The sequence below is a fragment of the Streptomyces sp. JNUCC 64 genome (genome assembly GCF_054484115.1).
This window is the reverse complement of record NZ_CM137015.1, coordinates 6,160,612-6,181,176: the sequence shown is the minus strand read 5'-3', so window position 1 is coordinate 6,181,176 and position 20,565 is coordinate 6,160,612. Positions and strand designations below refer to the sequence as shown.

Annotated in this window: 19 protein-coding genes; 2 read left to right on the top strand and 17 right to left on the bottom strand. The window is 73.7% G+C overall.

All coding sequences use genetic code 11. The features are described 5' to 3' along the window. Nucleotides 1–363 precede the first annotated feature (363 nt). Nucleotides 364–1,494, bottom strand: a complete 1,131-nt coding sequence (locus ACVWNX_RS25390; RefSeq protein ID WP_454410197.1) for a prephenate dehydrogenase — start codon at nt 1,492–1,494, stop codon at nt 364–366. Nucleotides 1,495–1,706: 212 nt separating this feature from the next. Between ACVWNX_RS25390 and hppD the strand changes: the two genes are divergently transcribed. After that, entirely contained in the window at nt 1,707–2,810 is a 1,104-nt protein-coding gene (gene hppD / locus ACVWNX_RS25385) for a 4-hydroxyphenylpyruvate dioxygenase (protein ID WP_454410196.1), read from the top strand. Nucleotides 2,811–2,925: 115 nt separating this feature from the next. Continuing rightward, nucleotides 2,926–3,993 (top strand): alpha-hydroxy acid oxidase, encoded by a 1,068-nt coding sequence (locus ACVWNX_RS25380; RefSeq protein WP_454414933.1) that lies wholly within the window; start codon nt 2,926–2,928, stop codon nt 3,991–3,993. A 279-nt stretch (nt 3,994–4,272) separates the two neighbouring features. Here ACVWNX_RS25380 and ACVWNX_RS25375 read toward each other — a convergent pair whose 3' ends face one another. From ACVWNX_RS25375 to ACVWNX_RS25300, 16 genes are all read right to left on the bottom strand, one after another. Then, nucleotides 4,273–5,073, bottom strand: a complete 801-nt coding sequence (locus ACVWNX_RS25375) for an alpha/beta fold hydrolase (protein ID WP_454410194.1) — start codon at nt 5,071–5,073, stop codon at nt 4,273–4,275. A gap of 199 nt (nt 5,074–5,272) precedes the next feature. After that, nucleotides 5,273–6,106, bottom strand: a complete 834-nt coding sequence (dpgD, locus tag ACVWNX_RS25370) for an enoyl-CoA-hydratase DpgD (RefSeq protein WP_454410193.1) — start codon at nt 6,104–6,106, stop codon at nt 5,273–5,275. Further along, a complete protein-coding gene (dpgC, locus tag ACVWNX_RS25365) occupies nt 6,103–7,344 on the bottom strand; it encodes a (3,5-dihydroxyphenyl)acetyl-CoA 1,2-dioxygenase DpgC (RefSeq protein ID WP_454414932.1) in 1,242 nt (413 codons plus the stop codon). The genes dpgD and dpgC overlap by 4 nt, the downstream gene beginning before the upstream one ends. 56 nt (nt 7,345–7,400) lie before the next feature. Further along, complete coding sequence (dpgB, locus tag ACVWNX_RS25360) at nt 7,401–8,066, bottom strand: enoyl-CoA-hydratase DpgB (RefSeq protein ID WP_454410191.1); 666 nt, start codon at nt 8,064–8,066, stop codon at nt 7,401–7,403. Between the two features lie 17 nt (nt 8,067–8,083). After that, the gene (gene dpgA, locus ACVWNX_RS25355; RefSeq protein ID WP_454410190.1) at nt 8,084–9,220 is read right to left on the bottom strand and encodes a 3,5-dihydroxyphenylacetyl-CoA synthase DpgA; all 1,137 of its coding nucleotides are present in this window, start codon (nt 9,218–9,220) and stop codon (nt 8,084–8,086) included. Nucleotides 9,221–9,511: 291 nt separating this feature from the next. Further along, nucleotides 9,512–10,927: an aminotransferase-like domain-containing protein gene (locus tag ACVWNX_RS25350; protein WP_454410189.1), complete on the bottom strand. Its 1,416-nt coding sequence runs from the start codon at nt 10,925–10,927 to the stop codon at nt 9,512–9,514. Between the two features lie 641 nt (nt 10,928–11,568). After that, nucleotides 11,569–12,570 (bottom strand): streptomycin biosynthesis protein, encoded by a 1,002-nt coding sequence (locus ACVWNX_RS25345; RefSeq protein ID WP_454410188.1) that lies wholly within the window; start codon nt 12,568–12,570, stop codon nt 11,569–11,571. A 349-nt stretch (nt 12,571–12,919) separates the two neighbouring features. After that, on the bottom strand, nt 12,920–13,108 hold the full coding sequence (locus ACVWNX_RS25340; RefSeq protein ID WP_454410186.1) for a hypothetical protein: 189 nt from the start codon (nt 13,106–13,108) through the stop codon (nt 12,920–12,922). 135 nt (nt 13,109–13,243) lie between these two features. Further along, nucleotides 13,244–14,503, bottom strand: a complete 1,260-nt coding sequence (locus ACVWNX_RS25335) for an ABC transporter permease (protein ID WP_454410185.1) — start codon at nt 14,501–14,503, stop codon at nt 13,244–13,246. Then, nucleotides 14,500–15,225 carry an ABC transporter ATP-binding protein gene (locus tag ACVWNX_RS25330; protein ID WP_454410183.1) on the bottom strand — a complete coding sequence of 242 codons (726 nt, stop codon included), beginning with the start codon at nt 15,223–15,225 and terminating at the stop codon, nt 14,500–14,502. The genes ACVWNX_RS25335 and ACVWNX_RS25330 overlap by 4 nt, the downstream gene beginning before the upstream one ends. After that, nucleotides 15,222–16,553 (bottom strand): peptidoglycan-binding protein, encoded by a 1,332-nt coding sequence (locus ACVWNX_RS25325; protein ID WP_454410181.1) that lies wholly within the window; start codon nt 16,551–16,553, stop codon nt 15,222–15,224. Before ACVWNX_RS25325 ends, ACVWNX_RS25330 begins: the two co-directional genes overlap by 4 nt. Then, a complete protein-coding gene (locus tag ACVWNX_RS25320; protein WP_454410180.1) occupies nt 16,550–17,122 on the bottom strand; it encodes a hypothetical protein in 573 nt (190 codons plus the stop codon). The genes ACVWNX_RS25325 and ACVWNX_RS25320 overlap by 4 nt, the downstream gene beginning before the upstream one ends. A gap of 156 nt (nt 17,123–17,278) precedes the next feature. Further along, a complete protein-coding gene (locus tag ACVWNX_RS25315) occupies nt 17,279–17,602 on the bottom strand; it encodes an acyl carrier protein (RefSeq protein WP_454410178.1) in 324 nt (107 codons plus the stop codon). Nucleotides 17,603–17,660: 58 nt separating this feature from the next. Next, entirely contained in the window at nt 17,661–17,948 is a 288-nt protein-coding gene (locus tag ACVWNX_RS25310) for a ferredoxin (RefSeq protein WP_454410177.1), read from the bottom strand. A gap of 32 nt (nt 17,949–17,980) precedes the next feature. Beyond that, complete coding sequence (locus ACVWNX_RS25305) at nt 17,981–19,189, bottom strand: cytochrome P450 (protein WP_454410175.1); 1,209 nt, start codon at nt 19,187–19,189, stop codon at nt 17,981–17,983. 8 nt (nt 19,190–19,197) lie between these two features. Then, a complete protein-coding gene (locus ACVWNX_RS25300; RefSeq protein WP_454410173.1) occupies nt 19,198–20,394 on the bottom strand; it encodes a cytochrome P450 in 1,197 nt (398 codons plus the stop codon). Nucleotides 20,395–20,565 lie beyond the last annotated feature (171 nt).

Below are 20,565 nucleotides of genomic sequence, written 5' to 3'. Positions count from 1 at the left end.
TTTCGCCACTACGGCCGAAAGCATTCAGCCGTGCCGCACATGACTCCATGGAGCCGCCATGCGCGTTCCCACGGATTCTGCCCGAAGTCATACCGTTCGCGCCGGACACTGCCCCGAAAATCTCATAGAAAACTCATAGTTTGAATGGTCAAATACCATTCGGGTACGCCGGTGGAACACCGTCCGCGCCCCGCGCCCCCCCTCATCGGAGCCGGGCCCCTCCCCTCGGCCCGCTCCCGCCCCCCGCTCCTCACCGCCCCCTCGGCGCGCGGGAGTCCCGTCCCGTCACCGCCGCCCGGGCGCGGGGACCCGTCACCATCGCCCCGCCGCCCCTCCGCCCGCCGTCGCCGTCGCCGTCGCCGGTCAATCGTCGTCGCGGCCCGACTCCCAGCCCGCGGCCCGGAGCCGGGACAGGAGGGCGCTCCCGGCGGCGGCCGGGACGGTGAAGCGGGCGACGAGTCCGTCCGCGCCGTCCGCGCCCACCGCGACGGTCTCGGGCGCCACCTGGTCCCCCAGCTCCTCCAGCAGCCGGACCAGTTCGCCCGGGCGCTCCTTGACCGCCACCCACAGCCGCGTCCGTCCGCCGGGAGCGCCCCGGCCCGGGGCGGTCGGGGAGCCGGGGGCGGCAGGCCCGCCGGAGATGCGCTCCACCCCCGAGACGCCCCGGTCGAGCACGTCCACCAGGGCCCGCATGCCCTCCGCGTACGCGGCGTCGTCCTCGCCGCCCGGCCCGGCGAGCGCGTCCAGGGCGGTGACCAGGCGCGCCAGGTCGGTCTGCAGCTCCCGCACCACCTCGACCACGAACCCCGCGTTGGCCTGGAGGATGTCCCCCCAGAGCCGGGAGTCACCACGGGCGATCCGGGTCACGTCCCGCACCCCGGGCCCGGCGAACCGCCGCATGCCCGCCGTGCTGTCCCGCAGCCGGGCCGCCATCAGACTGGCCACCAGGTGCGGCACGTGGGAGGTGAGCGCCACCGCGCCGTCGTGCGCCGCGCTCCGGGTCACCACCGGGACCGCCCCGCACAGCGACACCAGCTCCAGGGCCCGCTCCAGGACGAGCGGGGAGGTCAGCGGCGACGGGGTGAGCACCCAGACCCGGCCGTGCAGCAGATCGCCCCGGGCGGCCATCGGCCCCGACCACTCCCGTCCGGCCATCGGATGCCCGCCCACGAACCGGAACGGCTCCGGGGCGCGGTTCAGCACCATCCGCTCCGCACCGGCCTTCACGCTCGCCACATCGGTGTAGCAGTGCGCCAGCCGCTGGCCCTGGAGCTCCACCAGGGACCCCGCGACCTGACTGGGGGGCATGGCCAGCACCGCCAGGTCGACGGGGCCGGGGGGCCGCTCCGCCACCCCCGCCCCCAGCGCGGCGGCCGTACGGGCGGCCACCGGGTCGCGGTCGGAGAGGAACACGGTGACCCCCCGCCCGCTCGCGGCGAGCGCCACCGACGTGCCGATCAATCCTGTGCCGACGACAGCCATGGTGCGGATCACGAGACATCCCCCAGCGTGAAAGGCACTTCAACCGGAAAGCAAACGCCGCCCAGTTAATCAATGTGCTCCGCCGGATACCAGAGCGGACGTACCCGACCACGATCCCGGTGCGTCCAACTGTCCATTTCCCGGGTAATTCCCGAATGGCTGGACACGGCCCGGAGAACCTAAAGTTCCAGGGAATTGGATTCATTTCCCGGATGGGGGACCGCATGACAAATGATACGGAGACGACGGGCGCACTCGAAGAACTCTCGCTCGACTACGTCGAGATGTACGTGGAACACCTCGACGCGGCGGTGACCGACTGGACCGGCCGGTACGCGTTCGCGGTCGTGGGCACCGACGAGTCCGCCGAACACCGCAGCGTCGCCCTGCGGCACGGCCGGATCACCCTGGTCCTCACCGAGGGCGTCTCCGACCGGCACCCGGCCACGGAGTACGTGCTGGCGCACGGGGACGGCGTCGGCGACCTCGCGCTGCGCACCTCCGACGTCACGGCCGCGTTCACGGCGGCGGTCGCGGCGGGCGCCCGGGTCCACCGGGAGCCGGTCCGGCACCCCGCCGGGCAGCCCCGGGTGACGGCGGCGGTCGGCGGTTTCGGGGACGTCGTCCACACCCTGGTCGAACGGTCCCCCGGCGAGGGCCCCGGGCTGCCCGCCGGGTTCGTCCCGGTGGCGCCGAGGGAGGTCGAGCCGGTCGCGGACGACGTGCAGCTCCTCGAACTCGACCACGTCGCCGTGTGCCTGAACAGCGGCGAACTCCAGCCCACCGTCGACTTCTACCGCGCCGCCCTCGGCTTCCGCCACATCTTCGAGGAGCGCATCGTCGTCGGGGCCCAGGCGATGGAGTCCCAGGTGGTGCAGAGCGCCTCCGGGTCGGTGACGCTGACCCTCATCCAGCCCGACCCCACCGCCGAGGCCGGGCAGATCGACGAGTTCCTCAAGGACCACCAGGGCTCGGGCGTCCAGCACCTGGCGTTCTCCTCGCCCGACGCGGTGCGCGCGGTGAAGGCGCTGCGCCGCCGGGGGGTCACCTTCCTGACCACCCCGTCCGCCTACTACGACCTGCTGGGCGGGCGGATCGACCTCGGCGCCCAGCGGCTGGAGGACCTGCGCGCCACCCACGTACTCGCCGACGAGGACCACGGCGGACAGCTGTTCCAGATCTTCACCGCCTCCACCCACCCCCGGCGCACCCTGTTCTTCGAGGTCATCGAACGCCAGGGCGCCCGGACCTTCGGCAGCTCCAACATCAAGGCGCTGTACGAGGCCGTGGAGCTGGAGAGGACCGGGCAGCGTGGGTTCCCCCGCTGATCCTCCGTCCGTCGGCCCGGTCGGCCCCGCTGACCCGGTCGGGCCCGCCGACCGCGTCGGGCCCGCCGGCCCCCGCGCCCCGCTCGACCCCGCCGGCCTCGGTGACCTCGCCGACCTGGGTGACGTCGAGCGGGCCGCCGCGGCGGTGCTGCCGCCGGAGGTCCGGGACTTCGTCGCGGGGGGCAGCGGCGCCGAGACCACCCTGGACGCCAACCGGCGGGCCCTGGACCGGGTCTTCGTCGTCCCCCGGGTGCTGCGGGACGTCGGGGGGTGCGCCACCGACGCCACCCTGCTGGGACGTCCGGCGGGGATGCCGGTCGCGGTGGCGCCGGTCGCCTACCAGCGGCTGGCGCACCCCGAGGGGGAGACCGCCGTGGCGCGGGCCGCGAAGGCCGCCGGGGTGCCGTTCACCGTCAGCACCCTCAGCAGCGTGCCGGTCGAGGAACTGACCGGGCTCGGCGGGAGCGTCTGGTTCCAGCTCTACTGGCTGCGGGACGGGGCCCGGCCGAGGGACCTGGTGCGGCGCGCGGAGGACGCGGGCTGCGAGGCGATCGTGCTGACCGTGGACGTCCCCTGGATGGGACGGCGGCTGCGGGACGTGCGCAACCGGTTCGCGCTGCCCGACGGGGTGCGGGCGGCGCACGTCGCCACCGGGGACGCCGCGCACCGGCGCGCCGACGGCGGCTCGGCCGTCGCGGTGCACACCGGGCGGGCCTTCTCCCCCTCGGTGACCTGGTCGGAGCTGGCGGAGCTGCGCCGCTGGACCCGGCTGCCGCTGGTGCTCAAGGGGGTGCTGGCCGCCGAGGACGCGGTGCGCGCGGCGGAGGCGGGCGTGGACGCGGTCGTGGTGTCCAACCACGGCGGCCGTCAGCTCGACGGGGCGCCGCCCGCCGTGGAGGTGCTGGGCGCGGTCGCGGCGGCCGTCCCCGGACACTGCGAGGTGCTGCTGGACAGCGGGGTGCGCTCCGGCACGGACGTGCTGCGGGCGCTGGCACTGGGCGCCCGGGGGGTGCTGGTGGGCCGCCCGCTGGTGTGGGGACTGGCCGTCGGGGGCGAGGCGGGCGCGGCCCGGGTGCTGGAGCTGCTGGCCACCGAACTCCGGGACGCGCTCGGGCTGTCCGGGTGCGCGGGGGTGGCGGACGCGCGGCGGCTGCGGACCCTGACGGGGGCCGGGGAGCGGTAGCCGCGCGCGACCGGCGCCCCGGTCCCCGACGCGTGACGCGGGGACCGGGGCGCCGTCCTCGTACGTCCGGGGCGGGCGGTATCGCCGGGGATGTCCAAGTGCGCGGTTTCGGCGCTTGGACGGGGACGGTCGCCGGGCGCCGCGACCGGCCGGTACGGAACGCCGGTCCGGGACCGGGCCCCCGTACCGGACCCGTGTCGTACCGGACGCCGTACCGTACGGGCCCGTCCCGTACCGGACCCCGTTGCCGGTGCCGTTCGCGTACCGTCCGTCACTCCGTCACTCCGTCAGGAACGCGGTCAGCACCTCGTTCACGGCCTCCGGGCGTTCCAGGTAGCCGTAGTGGCCGCAGTCCGCGATCTCCACGTGCCGGGCGCCGGGGATGGCCTCGGCGACCTCCCGGGTGAGCCGGGGGCGGATGACCAGGTCGTCGCGGAAGCCGACGACGAGGCAGGGGCGGCTGATGGCCCGGTAGGCGGCCCGCCGGTCGGGGATGACCTCCAGACCGAGCTGGCGGCCGAGCCCCACCGGGTCGGGCTCGTCCATCTCCAGGAGGGTGAGCCAGTCCGTCAGCCGCTCCTCGTCGTCGAGGGTGCGCGGGGAGAGGTTCTGCACCGCCCGCTGGTGCGCGGTCACCGCCGGGGGCAGTTTGATCCCGCTGTCGAGGAGCGCGCGGTCGGCGGCGGACATCGCCCGGATCAGCGCGTCGGTCCGGGCCGCGCAGGACATCAGGACCGCCCGGCTCACCAGGTCGGGCCGGGCCAGGACGAGTTCCTGGGCGACGATCCCGCCGAGCGAGTGGCCCACCACCCGGCAGGGGCCCGCGTCCAGGTGCTCGATCAGCGCGGCGACGTCCGCGACCAGGTCCGCCAGGACGAAGCGCCCGGGGCCGGGGACCGTCCGTCCGCTGCCCCGGTTGTCGACGGTGACGGCCCGCAGGCCCGCCCGGCGCAGCGCCGGGACCTGGTGGGCGCGCCAGACCCGGCCCGGCACCCCGGTGCCGGGGACCATCACCACCGGTTCGCCCCCGCCGTGGTCGTCGTACCAGAGGTCCACCCCGTTGAGGCGCTCCCTGGGCATCGGCCCGCTCCTTCCCTCGTCCCGCCTGTCCTGCCTGTCCTGCCTGTCTTACCTGTCTTACCTGTCCTGCCTCGTCATTCGTTCACCGGGCCCGCGAGGTCCCGGGTTCCGTCCGGTGTCTTTCCGTTCGCCGGGGGCCGCAAGCGCCCCGGCCCGTCGGCGTGGTCGTGATCACGTCGACGGGCCGGGGAAGGAGGTCTCAGCGGCCGGACCAGACCGGGTCGCGGCCCTCGGCGAAGGCCCGGGGGCCCTCCGCGGCGTCCGCGCTGCGGGCGCGCCGTTCCTCCCAGGCGTAGCGGGTGGCGAACGCCTCCGGCAGCGGCTGGTCCACCGACTTCAGCACGGCCTCCTTGATCGCGCGGACCGAGAGCGGGGCCGCGCGGACCAGGTCGTCGGTCCAGGAGTCCACCGCCGCGTCGAGTTCCCCGGCCGCCACGACCTCGTTGACGAGCCCGAGGCGCAGGGCGGTCGCCGCGTCCATCCGGCGGCCGGTGAGCAGATGCCCCATGGCCGTCTTCAGGGGCAGTTGCCGGGCCAGCCGGAACGCCCCGCCCGCCCCGGGGACCAGGCCGAGCCGGACCTCCGGGAGGGCGAACACCGCGTCGTGCGAGGCGATGACGAGGTCACAGGCGAGGACCAGTTCGAAGCCGCCGCCCAGCGCGTAGCCCTGGACCCGCGCCACCACCGGTTTGGAGAGCGAGAACCGTTCGGTGAGCCGGGGCCAGCCGGGCTGGTCCCGGCTGCCGAAGGTGGTCGGGGCGGCTCCCCGGGCGGTGAGCCGGGCCCGTTCCTTGAGGTCCTGGCCGACGGAGAAGGCCCGCTCCCCCGCCCCGGTCAGGACGGCGACCCGGACCTCGTCGTCCGCCTCCACGTCGTCCCAGACCGCGGCGAGTTCGCGGTGGGTGCGCAGGTCCATCGCGTTGAGGACGTGCGGCCGGTCCAGGGTGACCCGGGCGACGCCGTCCTTCTTCTCGTAGCGGACCCGGGGGCGGTCGTCGTCGGGGGAACCGGCCGGTCCGGTCCGCCCGGTCACGTGGAGCCCGCCGCGAACCGTCCCACCTTGTCGATCACGTCGGCGCCGTAGAGCCGCAGCGCCTGCTGGAGGGCGAACTCCGCCGCGTAGGCGCGGAAGGCGTCCTCCGGTTCCTCGGCGAGGTTGAGCATGTGCCGGTTGGCGATCACCGCCTCCCCGTCGAGGGCGGTGAGGCTCCGCTCCACCGCCGCGTCCATCCCGGCCGGGTCCGCCACCTCGTCCACCAGCAGCCGGGCCGCCGGTTCGGAGGCCCAGACCCGGCGGCCGGAGAGGATCACCTGACGGGCCAGCCGGGGTCCGGTGGAGCGGCCCAGGCGCAGGTTGGAGACGCCGGGGATGATGCCCTCGCGGGCGGCCGGGAGGCTGAGGTAGGCGTCGGAGGCGGCGATGACGTGGTCGAAGACCAGCAGCAGCTGGGCGCCGCCGCCGATCGCGAAGCCGTCGACGGCGGCGACCCAGGGCTTCTCCGTGTACGGGGTGTGCCAGGGCGCGTCGTCGGCGCGGATGCCGCGCACCAGCTTGTGGAGGTAGCCCAGTTCCCGGCGGAGCAGGAAGCCCACCAGGGGGATGTCCCCGGAGCTGAGGTACTTGAGGTTGATGCCCGCGCTGAAGACCCGTCGGCCCCGGTAGCGGGGGTGGCTCATCTCGCCGCCGCGCACCAGGCCGACCCGGACGCCCGGGTCGAGCAGCGCCAGGTCGACGGCGGTCTCCATGTCGTCGACCTGGCGTTCGTCCTCCGCGTTCAGCCGGTCGTCGCGGCACATCGTCAGCCGGGCGACGCCGTCGCGGCGCTCCAGCCGGACCGCCTCCAGCTCCAACGTCCCGGTCCGCAGGAACCGGGGCAGCAGTTCGCGGGCCCGGTCGGTGGGGCGGAGCATCGCGGCCAGGAGGTGCGGTCCGGCGACGGGTGAGCGCAGCACCGCCCGCAGGAAGATCCCCTGGTCGATCTCGTGGCCCTCCTTCTCGGCCTGCGGGAGGGCGCGTTCACGGGCCAGCCGGTCCCCGGTGGGCACCAGTCCGGGGTAGGCGAGGGCGGCGGCGGCCACGAGTCCGTCGATCCGCAGTTCCCTGGTGCGGCCCCGGGTGAGCCGGTCGTAGACGGTGTCGGCGTGGGCGGCGAGGAACCGGGCGCGCAGGGCGCGGGCGCGGTCCTTGACGGCGTCGGCGGCGGCCCGTTCGGTCGCGGTGCGGGCGGCCGGGGCGGGCAGCGCGGCCAGCTCCTTGTCGGCGCGCTCCACCGCCCCGGCCGCTTCCCGCCACTCGTCGGGCACGTCGGCCCCGGGTGGCTCGGTGGTCACACGGCCCCCCCGGCGGCGCGCAGCACCCGGTCGCAGGCCGCCAGATGGGGTCCGACGGCGTCCTCGAAGCTGGTGTGCTGGGCGTCGAAGAGCAGTTGGCGGCGGATGGCGAGTTCCTTGCCGGACAGCTCCTCGATGAGCTGCTGGGCCGCGGCGGCGGCGACCTCCGGGTCGTCCGCGAGTTCGTCGGCGAGGCCCAGTTCCCGGGCCTCGGCGGCGCCGAGGGGGTGGCCGAACAGGACGCTGCGGCGGACCGCGGCGGCTCCGGCCAGCCGGACGAGGCGGAAGACCGCCATGCCGGGCCAGGTGGACTCCCCGTCGAAGGGCACCAGCAGCCGGGTCTTCGGGGAGACGATGCGGACGTCGGCGGTGAGGAAGACGTCCAGGGCGGTGCCGCCGAGGTCGCCGGTGGCGAGGGCGACGGTCGCGGCGGGCAGCCGTTCCAGTCGGCGCAGGGCGCGTTCCCACTTGGTGACCAGGGCCACGTCCAGTCCGTCGGTCCAGCCCGGGCCGGGCGCGCCGGTGACCCGGAGGGTGACCGTTCCGCCGGTGGCCCGGTCCTCGGCGCGGTCGCTCAGGACGGTGAGGTCCCGTACGGTCCCGGCGGTGAGCGGCCTGCTCCCGTCGATGGCCAGCGTCAGCACGTCACTCGCGTCGCTCACGGTGCTCTCTCCCGTCGTCACCACTGGACCAGCGCCGTTTCCAGCGTGGAGCCCGGTCCCATCGTCATCAGCACCCCGTAGTCACCGGGACGGGTCACCCGCTCGTCGAGCAGTCGTTCGTAGGAGAACAGGAAGGAGCCGCTGGACACGTTGCCGTAGTCGCGCAGGACGCCGGTGGTGTGCCGCAGGTCGTGGCGGGTCAGTCCCAGGTTGACGCTGACCGCGTCGATGACCTTCTTGCCGCCGGAGTGCACCAGCCAGTGGGCGATGTCGCTGCGGCGCAGTCCGGTGTCGCCCAGCAGCCGGTCCACCACGATCTCGGCGTGGGCGCCGACGACGTAGGGGATCTGCGGGTCCAGGAAGAAGCTGAACCGGTCCAGTTCGCGGTCCCAGTCGTAGCGCATCGCGTCGGCCGCCTCGGGGATGATGCAGCTCGCGAACTTCAGCACGGTGGGGCCCTCGGCGGTGCCGGACACCTCGTCGCCGGGTCCGGAGCGGAGCGCGACGGCACCGGCCCCGTCGCCGAAGAGGCTGTTGACGACGGCGGTGCGCATCGAGGAGTCCATCGCGTAGGCGGCGGAGCACGCCTCGGCGCAGACGACGACGGCGAGTTCGCCGGGGTGGGCCGCGGACCAGCCGGAGACCACGTTGAGGGCGTTGAGGCCCGCGTTGCAGCCCATGCCGACGATGTCGCTGCGGCCGCAGTGGCGGTCGATGCCGAGTTCCCGGATCATCAGGGCGCTCAGCCCCGGGGTGATGAAGCCGGTGGAGGAGACGCAGCACAGGTGCCGCAGGTCGGAGAGTTCGGCTCCGGCCCGTTTGAGGCAGGCGGCCAGCGCCTCGGCGCCCATGGCGACCGCCATGGCCTTGTGCTTGTCGAGCAGATCGCCCTGGGGCTCCGGGTGGCGGACCCCGTCGGCGTCCGGTTCGGGGAGCGTCAGATGGCGGGTGTCGATGGCGCTGTTGCGGAAGACGGACCCGATCCGGGCGTCGGTGATGCCGAAGGCGTCGAGTACCTCCTGCTGGGTGTAGACGGTGGGCGAGGCGGCGGTGCCCACGCCCACGATCCGGGGCCGGTACGGGGTCCGCAGGGAGCCGTCCCCGGTCAGGGTGGCGGTGGGTCGGTGGTCGAGGTCCTGGAGGCTGGTGGTCATCGGAAGGTCCATCCCCACATGCGCGGCTTGCTGCGCGGCTCGGTCGGTGCGTTGACGCCGGTCACGTGCCTTGCCCTCTCTCTGGAGCGGGGTGTCGTCGGGTGCGGTGGTCGTGGTCGGGTGCCGTGGTCGTGGTCGGGCGCGGTGGTCGTGGTCGGGTGCCGTGGTCGTGGTCGGGCGCGGTGGTCGTGGTCGGGTGCGGTGGCCCGCCTCACCGTCGCCGTCGCCGTCATCGCTTCGTCGCGGTGTCGTCGTCGGGCGCGGGACCCGGGGGCGAGGGTTGACGGTCCGTCAGACGGGCTGGGAGCGCGACTCGATGAAGCGGGCGAGCCGGGCGACGCCCTCGGTGATGTCGGCGTCCGTCAGATAGCTGGTGGACAGGCGCAGGGCGTGGTGACCGCCGCCGTGCGCGGAGAAGTAGCTCATGGGCGTCCAGATGACGCCGTACTCCTGGGCCGATTCGGTCAGGGCCTCGTTGTCGGCCCGGAACGGGACGTGCACGGTGAGGAAGAAGCCGCCGGTCGGCTCGTTCCACCGCACCCCCAGCCCGGTGCGCCGGGCGGCCGGGAGGCGGGCGTCCAGCTCCCGCAGGGTGGCGCGCATCGCGTTGCCGTAGTGGGCGGCGGGCTCTGCGTTCAGCTCGGAGATCCGCCCGGCCGCCGAGAGCAGGGCGCCCGCGACGGCCGCCTGGCTCAGGGAGGAGGTGTTGACCGTCACCATGCTCTTGATCTTGGCGAGTTCGGCGGCCAGCGGGACGGTGCCGCCGGTGCCGTCCGCCACCCGCTGGTCGGCGACCACGAAGCCGACCCGGGCGCCCGGGAAGACCGTCTTGGCGAACGAACCGAGGTGCACCACCGAGCGGGAGCGGTCCAGGGACTTCAGGGTGGGCGGCGGCACCCCCGGGCTGACCCGGCGGTAGGGGCTGTCCTCGATGATCAGTACCCCGTGCCGCCGGGCGACGTCCAGCAGTCCGGTGCGGGCCGCCGGGTCCATCGTGGTGCCGGACGGGTTGGAGTGGTCGGGGACCACGTAGACGGCGCGGGGCCGCCGGCCGTCCGCCTTCTCGCGCAGGATGACGGCCTCCACGTCGGCGGGGGCGAGTCCGTGCGCGCGCTCCTCGACGGGGGCGACCGTGACGTCCAGCAGCCGGGCGGCGCCGGTGATGCCCACGTAGCAGGGGCTGGTGACCAGGAGGACGTCGGCCGGGTCGCGGAAGAGCGCCCGCAGCACCAGCACCATGGCCTCCTGCGCGCCGACCGTGACGACGATCGCGTCGGCGGGGACGTCGATGTCCTCGTCGGCGCGGAGCGAGTCGGCGACGATGTCGCGGATCTGCCCGGCGGTGGGGCCGTACTGGTACATGGCGGTGCGGATGTCCTCGGGGCTCTGTCCCGAGGCGGCCAGGTGGTCCAGGTAGCGGCGGAGGTAGGTGAAGATGCGCTCGGTGTCGAAGAACCCGTCGTACGGGCGGCCCGGGGCGAACGAGATCGCGTCCGGATAGCGGTGCGTCACCTCGTTCAGGAAGTTCATGGTGTCGAGGACGGGATCGGCGAGGCTGCGGTGCAGTTCGTCCCTGCGCAGATCGGGTCCGGGGGCGGCGGGCACCTCGCCCGGCACCTCGCCGAGGCCGGCCGGGAAAGGCACGGGTCCGGGTTCCAGACCCTCCCCCGCCAGCCGTGCGTAGTCGTCCAGGCTCCGTCCGGCCATGGATATCCTCTCGGCGGAATCGGTTTTCCGGAGTGCTGATTTCGGCGGTCAGGATCACACGCTCCGGACCGGCCCCACAATGTTGTCCAACACCACGGAATGCCGGTGCGGACGGCAGGGACCGGAAAACCCGTCCGCCACCGTTCCATTACCCTCCCTTTCCCTGTTCTTGGAACGTTCGTGGGAGAAACCGGAAAACGGCTCCGCGAACCGAACCGCAATCGTTCCGGAAACGGAACCGGAAACGATCTCGGGAACGGCATCGGACAGAGGTTCGGGCGCCGCCGCGAACGCGCTCGGGACGCGGCGCGGAATGCGTCCGGAACACGACCGGGAAGGCGTCCGGTAACGCGCGGCGGAACCGTCGGGGGCCGAACGCGGGAACGCCCGGAAGCCGGTCCGGAAACGAGGCCGGAAACGGCCGGGAATCGCGGGTGTCCCCCGGGGCGCGCACCCGGGGGACGGCACCGCTCCGGGGAAAGGTTCCGGCCTCCGGGGCGGGCCCGGACCCGGGTCCGGGAGACGGCCTCCGGGGCCGGAAGCGGAAACGGAACGGGAACGCCCGCCCCGTTCGGGGCGGGCGTCCAACCGTCCGCTTTCGACACTCGGGCGCCCGGCGCGCGGGCACCCGGCCGGGGGTGTCAGCCGATCTGCGGGACCTCGTCACGGACCCGGACCGCGAACTCCGACCACAGGTCAGCGAACTGCCGGGCCAGATCGGCCACGATGTCGGTGCAGTGCGGGGGGACGTTGTTGATGATGGCGTCCCACTCCTCCTTGCGCACCGTGTGGAGCGCGAGCAGCCGCAGCAGATTGCGCCCCGTCTCGGTGAAGCGCAGCGACGGATCGGCCTTGAGCCGCTTCACCAGCGCGGCCCGGTCCAGCACCGGCTCGGGGTGCGCCCGGACGGCCGCCGCCCGGGCGAGGCCCAGCGAGGTGACCCGGGCCCCGTCGGCCCCGTCGCCCCCCGTGCCCGCCGCCCCCCGGCGCCCCCGGGGCAGCGGGTCCTCGCCGTTGCGCAGCCGGTTGCGCACGTCACGGGCGGTCTCCGGGGAGATCCCCGCCGCCCGGGCCACCTGCCGCAGCGACAGGTCCGGGTTCTCGGTGAACAGTTCCAACGCGTGGAGGCGGCCCACGCTGCCGTCGACCGGACGCAGCCGGCCGTCCTGGCCGAGCCGGCGGCCGCCGGGGTCGGGGTCGACGCTGACCCTGCGCCGCAGGTCACCCACGGTCCCCGGGGAGATCCCGGTGACGGAGGCGACCCGTCGGTCCGACCACTGGGGGTGGGTCACGATGATGCGCCCGGCGGCCCGCTTGCGGTCCGACAGGGACAGCGGCAGTCCATGGGCGACGTTCAGCTTCACCGCCAGGACGAAGGCCGCGGCCTCGCCCCCGTCGAAGAACCGGGCGGCGATGACGCGTCCGCCGCGCAGCCGGGTGGCCTTCAGCCGGTGGAAGCCGTCGATGACGCGCATCGTCGGCCGGTGCACCGTGATCGGCGGCAACGGGTCCTGGATCGCGGCCAGGATCTGAATGTGTTCCGGTCTCTCTCCGGCCAGTCGTGGTGATCCCGACAGATCGAGCGTGTCGATGTCGACTTCCACGACGGGCTGCTGCTGGAGTTCCTCCTCCTCGGGTTCCATCCTCGCGCCTCTCAATCGCCGTCGCCGACGCGGACGCAGTCCGTCGTACGCGAGATGATCTCGCGTCGCACCACCCTCGGTGCGACCGTCTCGTGGCGCTCCCCATGCGATTGCAGGAACCAGCCAGTTTCCAATGCTCTCGACTCCCCCTTGACGGTTTGGAGCAGAAGATCTCAGCGGCTGTCGCACTTCCGCAGATGTGTCCGAAATTAACAGCAACCGATTCACCGTCGAAACCCCTGCTTGCACCACGACGCCAACCCTTACACCCCCTATCGCCTAGGGGGTGCAAGGGTTGGCGGAATCCAAGGGGGAGCGCCCGGGAGAGGGGGGCGCCCCCGTCGGGGGGTCAGTCGGCGCGCGGGCCGGGGCGGCGACCCAGGTGGAGCGCCTCGAACTCGTCCACTCCGTCGACGAGTTCCACCAGGGTGCGGGACACCCCGCGGCTGACGAAGACGTCTCCGCCCGCCGCCCGCATCAGCGCGACGACGGCCTCTACGTCTTCCTGTGTAGCCTCGGGGGCCATCACCACGACCATGCGTCTTCCTCTGTCCTCTGATTGCCGTGCCGTCGACGGGGCCACCGCCCCCGGAGGGGACGGTGGACGGATGGTGCGGAGGGAGAGCGATGCCCCCTGCGGGCCGGGGGGAGTGACCGTGGGGGCATCGCCGTCTCAGGTGGTGGCCAGGGCCTCCGTGGGAGGCAGCCGGGCCGCCCGGACCGCCGGGTAGAAGCCCGCCAGCCCGCCGATCACCAGGGTCGCCCCGACGCCACCGGCCATGGCCCACAGCGGCACCACCGACGGCAGTCCCTGGTAGGCCGCGTACCCGGTGGTCACCCCGATGCCCAGCAGCACCCCGCCGAGTCCGCCGAGTGCCGACAGCAGCAGCGCCTCGGAGAGGAACTGGGTGCGGATCTGGCCCCGGGTGGCGCCCAGCGAGCGGCGCAGACCGATCTCGGAGCGGCGCTCCAGTACGGAGATCACCATGGTGTTGGCCACGCCGACGCCGCCGACCAGCAGGGCCACGCCGCCGAGTCCCAGCAGCAGACCGCTGAGCGCGTCGTCGGTGGCCTCCTTGGCCGCCAGGGCGTCGGAGGGCCGGGAGACGTTGACGCCGCTCGGGTTCTCCGGGTTGGCCGTGGCGCCCAGGACCGCCTGGACATCGCTGACCGCGGACTCCTCGGTGCGGGTGTAGACCGCCGTCGGATAGCCGTCGAAGTCCAGGAGTTCCTCGGCGACCGGCCAGCCCACCAGCGCCGCGGAGTCCAGCTCCGGCAGCAGCTCGTTCGGGGCGAGCAGACCCACCACGGTGAACCAGCGTCCGCCGATCCACACCTGGACGTCCTCACCGGCCTGGTGCACCCCGACCTGCTTGGCGGCCTTGGCCCCCAGGACGACCGCCGGGTAGCGGCTGTTGGCCGAGTTCAGCCAGCGGCCCTCGACGACCTTCGCCCCGGTGCTCTTCGGCAGGTCCGTGCGGGCCGCGCTGACCGTGAGGCCGCCGGTCTCCTCCTTGGGGATGTGGTCGTTGCGGTAGAGCTTGGCGCTCGTCTTGCCGAGGGCGGACACCGACTCGACCGTGTCGATGTTGCCGATCATCTCGACCGCCTCGTCGGGCAGGTGCGCGGTGTCACCGCTGATCGACTGCCCGGGGGTGACGGTCAGCAGATTGGTGCCCAGCGCCGCGAGACGGCGGTTGAGGCCCTCGGTCGAGGAGCTGGAGATGCCGACCACCGAGACCATCGCCGCGATGCCGATGGCGATGCCCAGCGCGGACAGGAACACCCGCATGGGGCGGGAGCGGAGGCCGGAGCCCCCGACCCGCACCACGTCGGCCGGGCTCATCCGGGCGGGCTTGGGACGGGTGGGCGGGGGCAGCGTCAGCCACTCCAGCTCCTCGTCCGCGTCGGGCCCGGTCTGGAGCGTGCTCATGAGGTGATCTCCTGGGGGACTCGCCCGGCCGCCACCGCCGGCTGGCCGGAGTCGTGTTCGAGGAGGCCGTCCCGGACCCGGACCTCACGCGGCAGGGACGCGGCGATGTCCCGGTCGTGGGTGATGACGACCACCGTCGTCCCCGCCTCGTGCAGCTCGTGCAGCAGCTCCATCACCACCGCCCCCGACCGGGAGTCCAGCGCCCCGGTCGGCTCGTCCGCGAGGAGCAGCGGGGGGTCCCCGAGCACCGCCCGGGCGATCGCCACCCGCTGCTTCTCCCCGCCGGACAGCTGGTGCGGCTGGTGGTCGAGCCGGTGGCCGAGGCCGACCCGGCGCAGCGCGGTCTCCGCCTGGGCGCGCCGCCAGGACCGCGAACGGCCGCTGTAGAGCAGCCCGTCCGCGACGCTGTCGACCGCGGGCACGCCCTGCGCGAGGTGGAACTGCTGGAACACGAAGCCGATGGTCCCGGCCCGCAGCGCCGACAGCTCGCGGTCGCTCAGCTCGTCGGTGCGGTGCCCGTTGATGCGCACCGTGCCCGAGGTCGGGCGGTCGAGGGTGCCCATGATGTTGAGCATCGTCGACTTGCCCGACCCGGACGGCCCGACGATGGCGAGGAGTTCGCCGCGCCGGATGACGAGGTCGGCGCCCTTGAGGGCGTACACGTCACCGTATGCCTTGGTGACCCCGGTGAGGTGCACCACCGGGTGGGCGGGACCGGTCACTTGGGGACCCCCACGACCATGCCCTCCTTGACACCCGCCCCGGTCACCTCGACCAGGTTGCCCGCGAACATGCCGAGCTTCACCGGGACGTAGTCGACGCCCTTGTCGGTGACGGCCTCCAGGGCGTACCCGCCGCGCTGCGCGGCCAGCGCGTTGACCGGGACGGCGAGGACGTTCTCCCGGGTCTCCGCCTTGAGGACCACGTCCACTTGGGCGGCCTGGTAGCGGCCGAGCTTCTTCTGGTCCTCGATCCGCAGCTGGACCGGGATGGTGGCCGTTTCGCTGCCGCCCTCCTTGCCCTGGCCGCCGGCGCCCTCGCCCTGGTCGGGCGGCGGGGTGCCCACGTCGGTGACGACCGCGTCGACGCTCTTGCCGTCGGGCAGCGTGACGGACGCCTTGGTGCCCTTCTTGACCAGGTCCTCGTACTGCGGGTCGAGGTCGACGTTGACGACCCGCTTGGTGCCGGTCCAGGTCAGCAGGTCGCCGCTGAGGAGCGCGCCGGGCACCGAGGTGACCTCCGCGACCCGGCGGGCGCCGGACGCCACGACGGCGTCCCCCACCTGGACGGTCCCGGTCTCCTCCCGGTTGAGGTCCTCCTGCCAGTCGCGGACCGCCTCGGCGGTGCCGCTGGTGTAGTCGTCGTCGACGGTGAAGCCGCTGTAGCCGAGGGCCTTGAGGTTCTTCTCCAGGACCTTGACGTCGTCGCCCTCGCTGCCCGTCTCCAGCGTCCGGTAGAAGGGGATCGACCCGTACAGCAGGGGCACCTCCTCCTCGCCGACGCGGTAGACGGTGTCCCCGCGTCCGATGACCACGCCGTCGCCCGGCAGCCAGGTGATGACCTCGGCCTCGGCCTCCGCGGCGGTGCCGGAGCCGGAGCCCGCCTGCTGGCCGCCCTGCTGACCGCCGCCGGAACCGCCGGAGGCCGCGGGGGCCTGCACCTGGGTGGCGTCGCCGTAGCTGAGGTTGCCGTCGACCGTCTCGGTGTCGGTCAGGGTGGTCCGCTGCACCTTGGTGGTGGCGGACGGCCCGGAGGGGGCCGCGCCCGTGGACTCCTCGCCGTCGCTGCCGAAGGTGCCGGAGGCCGCCATGCCCGCGGCGGCGACCACCGCGATGGCGACCGCGACCAGCAGCCCGATCTTGCCCCGGCGGCGCTTGCGGTGACCGGCCGGGGGCTGGTCGCCGCCGCCCGCGTCGTCGACCCGGGTGGCGGGCGCCTTGCCGTCGGCGCCCGTCTCCTTCTCGGTGCCCACGACCGCGCCGCCGCCCCGGCGCTCCAGTGCCGTCTCCTCGCCGCGCACGGCGAGTTCCGTCTCGTCGGAGGTCGTCACTGGCCCGGCCCCGGTCCCAGCATCAGGCCACCGCCCGGGTACTTGTCCTGGCAGGCGCCCTGCGCCTGCTGGAACTCCTGCGGCGTGATCCCGGCCGCCTTCGGGTCGATGGACATGTTGCCGCCGTTGATCTCGGGGTCGGGGAGCTTGGCGAGGCCGTTCTCCCGCAGGCACTTGGCCCAGGCCGCGACCTTGGCGGAGTCGAGCTGGCCCCCGCCGCCACCGGGACCGCCCTGGCCCTGCGGCATCTTGTCGCGGCAGGTCTCCTCGGCCTTCTGGTAGCCCGCCGAGTTCGGGTCGACGTCACCGGGCGTGATCCGGACGCCGCCGGTGTCCTGCTGCGGGTCGGGGAAGTTCGGGACGCCGTTGGACCGCATGCACTTGGCGTAGTCCAGGGCCTTCTCGAACGGGCTGGTGGGGGAGGCCTCGGCGCCCGGAGCGACCTCGCCGGACGCGGCGTTGTCGGTCTTCTTCTCGTCATCGGAACAGCCGGTCACGAGAACGGCGACGACGAGCGCCGACGCGGCCAGTGCGGTACGCGAGAGAGCTCGCTTCTTCTGAGTGAACATGGGCTCAGTTCTACGCAGCGGGCGGTCACACGGCGGACACAAAAGTGGGCACCCGCCACACCCATGTCACAGGAACGCCGCGGGCCCGGGGCGGCGGAACGAGGTGTCGGCCTCGTTTCCGCAGCTCCCGGGCCCGCGGCGGGCTCGGCGGGTGACCTACGCGGCGCTCGTGGCGGCGGCCCCCGCCGTGACCGCGGCGGCACCGGACGGGGCCGGTCCGAGACCGGTCAGTGACCCCAGCAGGGTCACGAAGTCCGCCAGGGTCGGGTGCTCGGCGACGGCCCGGTTTCCCAGCTCGATCTGATACGCGTCCTCGACGTCGGACAGCACGTTCAGCGCGGCCAGCGAGTGACCGCCCAGGGCGAAGAAGTCGTCCTCGTCGGCCACCTCGGGCACGCCCAGCTCCGCGCACCACAGGGCGACGACGAAGCGGCGCAGGTCCGCCGCGGCCGGTCCGGCCGGGTTCTCGGGAGGGTTCATGACGGCTCCTTCACTTCCTTCGCTTCCATCGCTTCCTTCACTTCCACCGCTTCCTTCGCTACTTCCTCGTGCTGGCGTCGGTGACGGCCGTGGCGGCCGTGCCGTCGGTGGCGTCCGTGACGGCCATCGCGTCGTCCTGGCGCTCGCGCAGCGTGATCGCCCCCGAGGGGCAGCGGGCCGCCGCGCCGCGTACCGAACCGGCCGCCGCGGCGCCCGGTACCGGGACCCTCACCAGCACCTTCCCGTCGTCGTCCGACTGGTCGAAGACCGCGGGCACGAACAGCGCGCACAGCCCGCCGCCCACACAGCGTTCGCGGTCGACCTCGATCTCCAGTTCCCCGTCCATCCCGCTCCTCTCCCCCGGCCCGCCGCCGGACGTCACCAGGCGACCGGCAGCCGTTCCAGCCCGTAGGCGGGCGACCTGGTCCGGAACCGGACCTCCCCGCCGTCCTGTGCCGCCCGCAGCCCCGGGAAGCGCTCCAGCAGGGCCGTGAACGCGATCCGCAGCTCCAGCCGGGCCAGCGCCGCGCCCAGGCAGTGGTGGATGCCGTGCCCGAACGCCACGTGCGGCACCGGGCCCCGGCCGGGGTCGAAGCGGTCCGGGTCCGGGGTGAGCGCCGGATCGCGGTTGGCCATCGGCAGCGAGCAGACGACGTTCTCCCCTGCCCTGATCAGCTCCCCGCCGACGGTGACGTCCTCCAGGGCGATCCGGGGCGTCGGGGCGTGCGGCACGGACAGGTAACGCAGCAGCTCGTCGATGACGCGGTCGGCGGAGGCCGGGTCGGCGCGCAGGGCGGCCAGTTCCCCGGGGTGCTCCAGCAGCACCAGGGTGCCCAGGGCGATCATCCCGGAGATGTTGTCCAGTCCCGCGAGCATCAGCAGTACGCACAGTCCGCGCAGTTCCTCGTCGGTCAGCTCGTCGCCGTGGTCGCGCACCAGGGAGCCGAGGAACCCCTCGTCGGGGTCGGCGCGCTGCCGCCGCACCAGGGTGGTGAGGTAGCGCAGGAACGACTCGCCCGCGACGGCCCGCCGCTGACGGCCCCGCGCGGTCTCCAGATGGGCGTGGCCCCGGCGCAGGAAGTCCGCCCGGTCGTCCCGGGGGACCCCGATCAGCTCGCACAGCACCGCGCCCGGCACCGGGGACGCGAACAGGTCCACCAGGTCCGCCGGGGCGCCCGCGCGTTCCACGGCGTCCAGCCGTTCGGCGACCACCCCCCGGACGAAGGGTTCGGTGGCGCGGAGCCTGCGCAGGGTGAACTCGGGGGTCAGCAGTTTGCGCAGCCGGGTGTGCTCGGGCGGGTCGTAGTCCATCAGCTGGCCGACGGAGTGCTCCGGGCGGCCGTCGTCGGCGCCCGGCCGCCCGGACGCGCCCGGGGCGCGGCGGCGGGTGGAGAACCGGACGTGGTCGCCGAGGACCTGGCGGACCTCGGCGTACCCGGTCACCAGCCAGACGGGCGTGCCGTCGGTGCCGGGCCCCACGGGCAGCGGGACGACGGGACGGCCCCGGGTGAGGGCGCGCAGGTCCCCGGCGGGGTCGAACCGGTCGCGTCGGGTGTGCACGGGCACGGCCCGCGTCTCACGTGGCATCTCGTCCCCTACCAGGCGACCGGCAGCGCGTCGACGCCGTAGTTGGGGGCGAGGGAGCGGTAGCGCAGGTCCTGTGGCGGCACCGCGATCCGCACCTTGGGGAAGCGGGCGAGCAGCGCGGGGAACGCGATCCGCAGGGTGAGCCGGGTGAGCGGGGCGCCCAGGCAGTAGTGGATGCCGTGCCCGAACGCCAGATGGGAGGTGACCTCCCGGGTGACGTCCAGGGTCTCCCGGGGCTCCTGGGGGTCGGGGACCGGCGCGAAGCGGTTGACGGCCATCAGCGAGCAGACCACCGTCTCGCCCGCCTTGACCTCGTGGCCCTCGATGGTGAGGTCCTCCAGCGCGGTGCGCGGGGAGGCGGTGGCGATCACCGACACGTACCGGATCAGTTCCTCGACGGCCCGGTCGATCAGCTCCGGCCGGTCCTGCACCAGGGCCATCTGCTCGGGGTGCGCGGTGAGCGCCAGCAGTCCGAGGCCCAGGGTCCCGGCGACGTTCTCGAACCCGGCGGCCATGGTGGTCGCGGCGGTGCCGACCAGTTCGTCGTCGGTGATGTCGTCGCCGTGGTCCAGGATCAGCCGGCTCAGCAGGTCGTCGGTGGCGTCCGGCTCCCGGCGCTTCTTCTCGATCAGCTTGTTCATGTACGCCATGTACGCCTTGCCCGCCGCCGCCTGCTGCTGGCGGCTGCGGTTGGTGGCGCGGGTGATGTCGAGGTTGCGGGCCAGGTCGGCGTGGTCGTCGCGGGGGATGCCGAGCAGGGCGCAGCTGACGAGTCCCGGCACCGGCCAGGCGAAGTGGCGCATGAAGTCGGCGGGCGACCCGGCCTGTTCGAGGGCGTCGAGGCGGTCCGCGACGATCTCCTCGATCAGCGGCTCCAGCCGGCGCATCCGGCGCAGGGTGAACTCGGGGGTCAGCAGATGGCGCAGCCGGGTGTGCTCGGGCGGGTCGTACTGGAGGAGGTTGCCGGGCTGGATGAGCCGCTTGGAGTCCTCCTTGCTGTCGGCGGGCGGCAGGGTGCTGAACCGTTCGGCGTCCCCGAGGACCGTCCGCACGGTCTCGTTGCCGGAGGCCAGCCAGGCGCGGGCCGAGGTTCCCGGCGCGACGGTCTCCGCGAACGGGCACTCCCGGCTCATCCGGCCGAGTTCGGGCAGCGGGTCGAGCCCTGAGCGGCGGTTGTGGAGGGGTATTTCCGGGGGTTTCGGCATCGCAGTCGCCCTTTCGTCATGACCGCTGCGGAATCGGTCCACGGCCCGGCTTCGAGTCTGAAATCGCGCCGCCGGGGCGTCAAACACATGTCCAACTGCCCAAAACGGCATCCGTCCGCGCTCCCCCGCCGCCCGGTGCCGCCCGGGCGCGGGCACGCCGGATCCGGCCGG